Genomic DNA, 6,267 nt, shown 5'->3' with positions numbered 1-6,267 from the left:
ATATTATAATAAGTAATATTAAAATATATCTTATATGATAAAAGAAGGGAAGGTGAGAAAGTCTATTATATTTATCAATATAATTAGGCGTTTATAATGATTAGTGAAGGTGAGCAAAAAGTATATGATACTTTAAATGAAATAGGTATCGAATATGAGAAGTATACCCATAAGCCAGTTTATACTGTAGAAGATGTGAATAGTTTGGATATACATATTCCAGGTGATCATACCAAAAATCTTTTTCTCAGGAATAGAAAGGGAAATGTTCATTATCTTGTAGTTTTGGAAGATTCAAAACAGGCAGATTTAAAAAAATTATCCAAACAGATAGGAAGTACTCCACTGTCTTTTGCTTCAGAGAAAAGACTGGGAAAGTATTTAGGGTTGAAACCCGGATCTGTAAGCCCTTTTGGACTGATTAATGATGATGACAAATGCGTGAGAGCAATAATTGATAATGATATATTCAAAGCGGAAAGAGTGGGGTTTCATCCAAATGTAAATACAGCAACACTGGTTATTTCAACTAGAGATTTCCAAAAATTCTTGAAATGGACTAAAAATAGGATATCTTATATGAAAATTTAAATACAAGGAGATGCTGCATGAGAAAAGGATACCTATATGCTGTATTATCAGCTGTATTATTTGGAAGCTGTGGTATTATAGTAAAAATTACTTTTTCAGAGGGCATGGATTCCATAAGTATATTGGCTTTACAATACATGGTAGCTATTCCGGTTATGTTTTTTACCATATCAGTTGTAGATAAAAATATTTTAAAAATAAATAGACAGGAACTTTATCATACAGCTGTTTTGGGAATACTAGGTGATACGCTCATGACAGTTTTTTACTATAAGGCATTTAACTATCTAGACGTTTCTATGGTTACCATATTACTTTATACTTATCCTATAATGGTTTTTTTTTACTCTTCTCTAGTTGAAAAAAATAGTTTTGGTTCTAAAAAGATTTTTGCTGTTGTCATGGCATTTATAGGATGTTTTTTAACTTTGGGATTAGTAAATAAATTGGCTTCATTTTCTGTGAAAGGCTGTGTATTTGGGATTTTGTCCGCAGTATTTTATGCTTTTATGAATATATATTCGGAGAAAAAAATGAAAAGCTTAAATTCACTTGCTGTGAATTTTTATTCGATTGTTTTTTCGTTTTTGTCACTGATAGTTTTTATTTCTCCAGCAGCTCTATTTCAAAGGGAGTTTAGCATTAAACTCGTCATATGTATTATAATTTTAGCTGTGTTTTGTGGGATAATACCGCTGACTCTATTGTATGCTGCAATAAAAGATATAGGAGCTTTAAAGGTTTCAATAATAGGAAATCTGGAAATACCTACTGCCATGCTGCTTTCCTTTTTTGTATTGGGAGAATCAGTGACTCTGCTTCAGGTTTTTGGGGCAGCTGTGGTTATCTATGCTGTGTACTATATTAGAAAAGTGGATTGAATTTAAGGTATAATGTATGTGTGAGGCTATTTATATTAAAATTAAAAATGCAGGTGTTTAATATGGATTATGTACAGAATTCAATGTTTGATAAAAATGTATCTTCTCCCCTGGCTGAGAGGATAAGGCCCAGAAGTTTGGAAGAATATATTGGACAGCAGCATATACTTGGGAAGGGAAAAATACTCAGGAATCTAATATATACAGACAATATAAGTTCAATGATATTCTGGGGACCTCCTGGAGTTGGGAAGACCACTCTGGCCAGGATAATTGCTTCTATTACCAAAGCCAGATTTATAAATTTCAGTGCTGCCACTTCAGGTATAAAGGAAATAAAGGAAGTAATGACAACTGCTGAAAAAAATCGAAGAATGGGTATCAGGACAATTCTCTTTGTAGATGAAATTCACAGATTTAATAAGGCACAGCAAGATGCTTTTCTTCCCCATGTGGAAAAGGGAAATATCATACTCATAGGAGCCACTACGGAAAATCCTTCTTTTGAAATAAATTCTGCACTACTCTCAAGGTGCAGGGTTTTTGTACTTCATCCTCTTGATACAGGAGATATTGTCAGCCTGTTGAAGAGGGCAATAGAAGATAAAAGAGGTTTTGGTTATTTAAAAGTAAATATCACAGATGATATGCTTAAAACCATAGCCATATACGCAAATGGAGACGCGAGGTGTGCCCTGAATGTACTGGAAATTGTCATAATGAGTTGTATTGACAATGTGGGTACCTCCAATGTAACTAAAGAAGCTGTTGAGCAGTGTATAAACAAAAAAACACTGCTATACGACAAAAATGGAGAAGAACACTACAATCTTATTTCAGCACTACACAAATCCATGAGAAATAGTGATGTGGATGCGGCCATCTACTGGCTGGCTAGAATTCTAGAATCGGGGGAAGATCCGCTTTATGTTGCAAGGAGAATAATACGTTTTTCCTCGGAGGATATAGGAATGGCGGATCCAAGGGCCATGGAAGTGGCAGTTTCCGCATATAATGCAGTTCATTTCATAGGAATGCCTGAATGCAGTGTAAATCTTACGGAAGCCGTGGTTTATATGTCATCTGCTCCAAAGTCAAATTCTCTCTACAGGGCATACAACAGTGCCAAAAAAGATGCACTTGATACTATTTCCCAGGGTGTTCCGCTGCATCTCAGAAATGCTCCTACTAAGCTGATGCATGATTTGGGATATGGAAAAGGTTATAAATATGCCCATGATTTTAAGGAAAAAACGACAGACATGCAGTGTCTGCCGGATAATTTAAAGAATAGACAGTATTATTTTCCATCTGATGAGGGTTTCGAAGAGAAAGTAAAACAAAAATTGTTAAGTATAAGGAAAATAAAGAACAGATATTAAATTTGCCATAGAATTATTATATGAAACTGAATTTCTAAGACTGCGGGGTAAGTACTTTTTAGTTATAGAATTTTTTAAAAATATCTAAAGGGACAATGTCTGAAGGGTTGTATATTCATAGACTGCATTGAAGAAATATATTTTTTAAATCTGTTGTTTAGAACTCTCCAGTTTATATTTTGAATAAATGTAGAAATATATTTTTTCCTGTCTGTTCCAAAATCCATGAAATAGGCATGTTCATAAACATCCATCACAAGTATTGGGCATGATAACCACACTGCTCCGTTGTCATGAGAATCGCTTCCTATTATATGAAGCTTATTATCGAGAGAATCAATTGATAATACCACCCAGCCCCTAATGGATAGCCCTACGTTTGTAAAATAGGATATAAAAGTATTATAAGAAGAAAATTGATTTTTTATGACATCGAAGATGGGACCTTGGGGGGTGTTGCTTCCTCCAGTCATGTTTTCAAAATAGAGATTGTGAAGTTTTACACCATCCAGGGCATATGTTTCACCGCGCTTAAGACTTCGCATTGCTGAATAGGTTGAATTGCTGTCTTCATAGTTGGCAGCTATATAGGTAGTATTCCAGATTTTATTCAGCGTGTTTACATAACCTAGATATAATTTATAATGTTCGTCTAACTGCTTTGTCGTAATGCCTTTAACTGATTTAAAATCGAAAGTTTCAGGTTTTATATTGCTCATGAAATCACCTCTACATAATATACTAATACATAATATGTAATGAATCCTAAAAGTGTTAGGATATTACAAATTATCAATTAATTTTTAATTAAGAAAGGATTGACATGTAGTGAACAGCTTGATAATCTATAAATCTACGGAACATAAGAATACAGAAAAAATTGCTCTTGGAATTAACGGTATTCTAAAAGGAAAATTAGTGAAGGCAGAGGAAGTAAATACAGATCAATTCAACATGTATGATTTGATAGGGTTTGGTTCCGGAATATTTTATGGCAAGTTTCATAAAAGCATATTAAATTTGGTGGAACATTTTGAAAAAGTTGAAAATAAAAAGGCATTTGTTTTTTCCACCAGTGGACAGGGTAAAGAAAACTATAACGATTCACTCAAGAGTATACTTGAAAGCAAGGGTTTTGATGTGATCGGAAGTTTTGCCTGCAAGGGTTTTGATACTTTCGGACCATTCAAAATTTTTGGAGGTATAGCTAAGGGAAGGCCCAATGAAAATGATATGAAAGCAGCAGAGGATTTTGCAGCTGAATTATTGAAGAAAAATTCATAAAAAAATGAACTGCGGATATAAAATTTAAGGATAAAAAGCTGATGGTTCTACATTGGCTTTTTTATTTTTTAAATTTTCAAGATGATTTGTAATCGATATTGAAAATGGAGAAATAATCCTAACTACCAGCACCTTTTTTTCACCACATCATATATTATAGTAGAAGCCAATGACAAAATTGTCAATTACATTTATAAATACTTTTGCTTTATTTTAAAAAGGAGGATTTTGTTTATGAATTATATGTCTAGATCTTATAAAGACAACTGTGATCCATGTAATAATATAAAAAAAGAAACGAATTGTACAACTATTGTAAAATGCAGTTGCCCTAATTCAACTACGTTACCTGCTGCTACGGTTTTGGGTACTACTTTTACCCTTACGTCCTTAACATTAAATACCAAGGGATTGAAAGATCCATGTGTTAAGCTTGAATTTTCCAGTAATCTTGTTGCAGCTGTTGCCTTTACTGGAACTGTAAGTTTCCAAGTATTTAAACAGTGTGGAAATCAAGTTAACCCCATTCCTGTAGGACCGGCATCAACTTTTGACTTGGTGGCATTAGTTGCCAGCGAGACATTCTCATTTTTCGTTTGTGACTGTGATTGCAACTGTTTTGATGACTGCTGTAACTATACTGTAGTTGCAACTGTTACTAGTGCAGTTACCGTTGGCACACTTGCTATCAACAATGCGACACTGGGAGCAATAGCTACATGTGGAAGTTCATGTTAACGACATGATTATATCAAAACTCAAGGTAAGTAACCTTGAGTTTTTTTGTGGCTATCATTGGTGCATTGGAATAATAAAAGAGAATATACATGGATTTCTTGGGGAAAATATGTTATGATCCTGATACACAGCTCTATTGAGAATTAATCTAAAAATAATCAAAATAAATACCTGATTTTAAAATAAGGAGATGAAAAAAATGATTGTTACGACTACAAACATCATAGAAGGAAAGAAAATCCTGGAATACAGGGGAATTATTTTTGGTGAAGTGATTTCCGGTGTTGATTTTGTCAAAGATATTGCTGCAGGGCTTACCAATTTTTTTGGAGGACGTTCAAAATCTTATGAAGGAGAGCTCATACAGGCAAGGGAAGAAGCGTTGAAGGAATTGGAGGATAGGGCATCTGCAGCTGGAGCCAATGCAGTCATTGGTGTGGATATTGACTATGAGGTGCTGGGACAAGGTGGAAATATGATTATGGTAACTGCATCAGGGACGGCAGTTTTAGTTGAGTAACACTGATAGTTATGTTTTTGAATTCAATAATTGTTTGATGGAGAAAAAATCTAATGCTTACGTAAATCACCTGTATGTCTGTGAAGATTTCACCGTAAGCATTAATTCTGTTGCAAATAACTATTTTACAGCCAGCTGCATATTGGATAATATCTCAAAAATTTCATTTATATCAGGTAATTGATTTGGTGGATATACTTTAACCCATGTTACAATGCCATTTTGATCTATTAGTACATTTGCTCTTTGGGATGTACCGTCTTTTTCAACAAACAGCCCATAATCCTGAGTGACTTTACCATGGGGCCAGAAATCGGCAAGAATGCTTAGATGTTCAAGTACAAGTGCAGCTGCCCATACTTTTTTTGACGGCTGTGCATCGACACTTATGCCAAAGGGTATCGTGTTTAACTTTTGAAAACTATCCCAGCTGTTTTCAAGTGATCTCATCTGATCTGTACATATAGGTGTCCAAGCAAGAGGATGCCAGGAAAGCAGTATATTTTTACCTCTATAATTTGATAAATTTATAAGTTGATGGTGATTGTCTTCTAATGAAAAGTTTGGTGCAGCATCTCCTATAGCAATTAGCTTCATGATTATCTCCTCCTTATTATTCAGATATAGTATTCCGCATTCAGATGTATATATTCTAAAACAATTTATCCAGTTTATTGTCAATATTTTTGGCTTGTTTTATGATTTTTGAAAGAGCGTGATTTAACAAAAAGGGCGTAATTCTCCTATTTTCTATAAGTTGGATATGAATAGTCCTTGTTATTTTAGGTTCGATACCTAAAATAATAACTACTTGACGAATTATTATATATGATGTATTCTAAAATCAGTGGTAAATATATAAATGAGGTAA

8 protein-coding genes are annotated in these 6,267 nt (G+C 33.8%); 6 read left to right on the top strand and 2 right to left on the bottom strand.

From position 1 onward, the window contains the following. Positions 1–99: 99 nt before the first annotated feature. From J5G60_RS15830 to J5G60_RS15820, 3 genes are all read left to right on the top strand, one after another. Positions 100–591 (top strand): prolyl-tRNA synthetase associated domain-containing protein, encoded by a 492-nt coding sequence (locus tag J5G60_RS15830; RefSeq protein ID WP_179978295.1) that lies wholly within the window; start codon positions 100–102, stop codon positions 589–591. A gap of 17 nt (positions 592–608) precedes the next feature. Continuing rightward, positions 609–1,472, top strand: coding sequence for a DMT family transporter (locus tag J5G60_RS15825; RefSeq protein WP_150357716.1), 864 nt, complete (start codon positions 609–611; stop codon positions 1,470–1,472). A 62-nt stretch (positions 1,473–1,534) separates the two neighbouring features. After that, complete coding sequence (locus J5G60_RS15820) at positions 1,535–2,854, top strand: replication-associated recombination protein A (protein ID WP_150357714.1); 1,320 nt, start codon at positions 1,535–1,537, stop codon at positions 2,852–2,854. Between the two features lie 74 nt (positions 2,855–2,928). On the opposite strand, the gene J5G60_RS15815 is transcribed toward J5G60_RS15820, so the two are convergent. Beyond that, positions 2,929–3,573, bottom strand: a complete 645-nt coding sequence (locus J5G60_RS15815) for a superoxide dismutase (RefSeq protein ID WP_150357712.1) — start codon at positions 3,571–3,573, stop codon at positions 2,929–2,931. Between the two features lie 109 nt (positions 3,574–3,682). Here J5G60_RS15815 and J5G60_RS15810 point away from each other — a divergent pair, with 109 nt between their 5' ends. The 3 genes from J5G60_RS15810 to J5G60_RS15800 all read left to right on the top strand — a co-directional run bounded on the left by J5G60_RS15810 (position 3,683) and on the right by J5G60_RS15800 (position 5,396). Further along, positions 3,683–4,138, top strand: coding sequence for a flavodoxin family protein (locus J5G60_RS15810; RefSeq protein ID WP_150357710.1), 456 nt, complete (start codon positions 3,683–3,685; stop codon positions 4,136–4,138). Between the two features lie 234 nt (positions 4,139–4,372). Then, positions 4,373–4,876 carry a DUF4489 domain-containing protein gene (locus J5G60_RS15805; protein WP_150357708.1) on the top strand — a complete coding sequence of 168 codons (504 nt, stop codon included), beginning with the start codon at positions 4,373–4,375 and terminating at the stop codon, positions 4,874–4,876. Positions 4,877–5,075: 199 nt separating this feature from the next. Continuing rightward, positions 5,076–5,396: a putative heavy metal-binding protein gene (locus J5G60_RS15800; RefSeq protein ID WP_150357706.1), complete on the top strand. Its 321-nt coding sequence runs from the start codon at positions 5,076–5,078 to the stop codon at positions 5,394–5,396. A gap of 120 nt (positions 5,397–5,516) precedes the next feature. Here the strand turns inward: J5G60_RS15800 and J5G60_RS15795 are convergent, their stop codons facing one another. Further along, positions 5,517–5,993: a redoxin domain-containing protein gene (locus tag J5G60_RS15795; protein ID WP_150357704.1), complete on the bottom strand. Its 477-nt coding sequence runs from the start codon at positions 5,991–5,993 to the stop codon at positions 5,517–5,519. Positions 5,994–6,267: the final 274 nt, after the last annotated feature.

This window comes from Clostridium sp. HV4-5-A1G, assembly GCF_900184915.1.
GTDB classification, from domain to species: Bacteria; Bacillota; Clostridia; order Clostridiales; family Clostridiaceae; genus Clostridium_B; species Clostridium_B aromativorans.
Note: the sequence above shows the minus strand (reverse complement) of the source record. Positions and strands in the feature narration are given on the sequence as shown.

Coding starts and splice junctions, on each gene's coding strand:
- J5G60_RS15825 (WP_150357716.1), top strand. CDS start 609: ATGAGAAAAGGATACCTATATGCTGTATTATCAGCTGTATTATTTGGA.
- J5G60_RS15820 (WP_150357714.1), top strand. CDS start 1,535: ATGGATTATGTACAGAATTCAATGTTTGATAAAAATGTATCTTCTCCC.
- J5G60_RS15815 (WP_150357712.1), bottom strand. CDS start 3,573: ATGAGCAATATAAAACCTGAAACTTTCGATTTTAAATCAGTTAAAGGC.
- J5G60_RS15805 (WP_150357708.1), top strand. CDS start 4,373: ATGAATTATATGTCTAGATCTTATAAAGACAACTGTGATCCATGTAAT.
- J5G60_RS15800 (WP_150357706.1), top strand. CDS start 5,076: ATGATTGTTACGACTACAAACATCATAGAAGGAAAGAAAATCCTGGAA.
- J5G60_RS15795 (WP_150357704.1), bottom strand. CDS start 5,993: ATGAAGCTAATTGCTATAGGAGATGCTGCACCAAACTTTTCATTAGAA.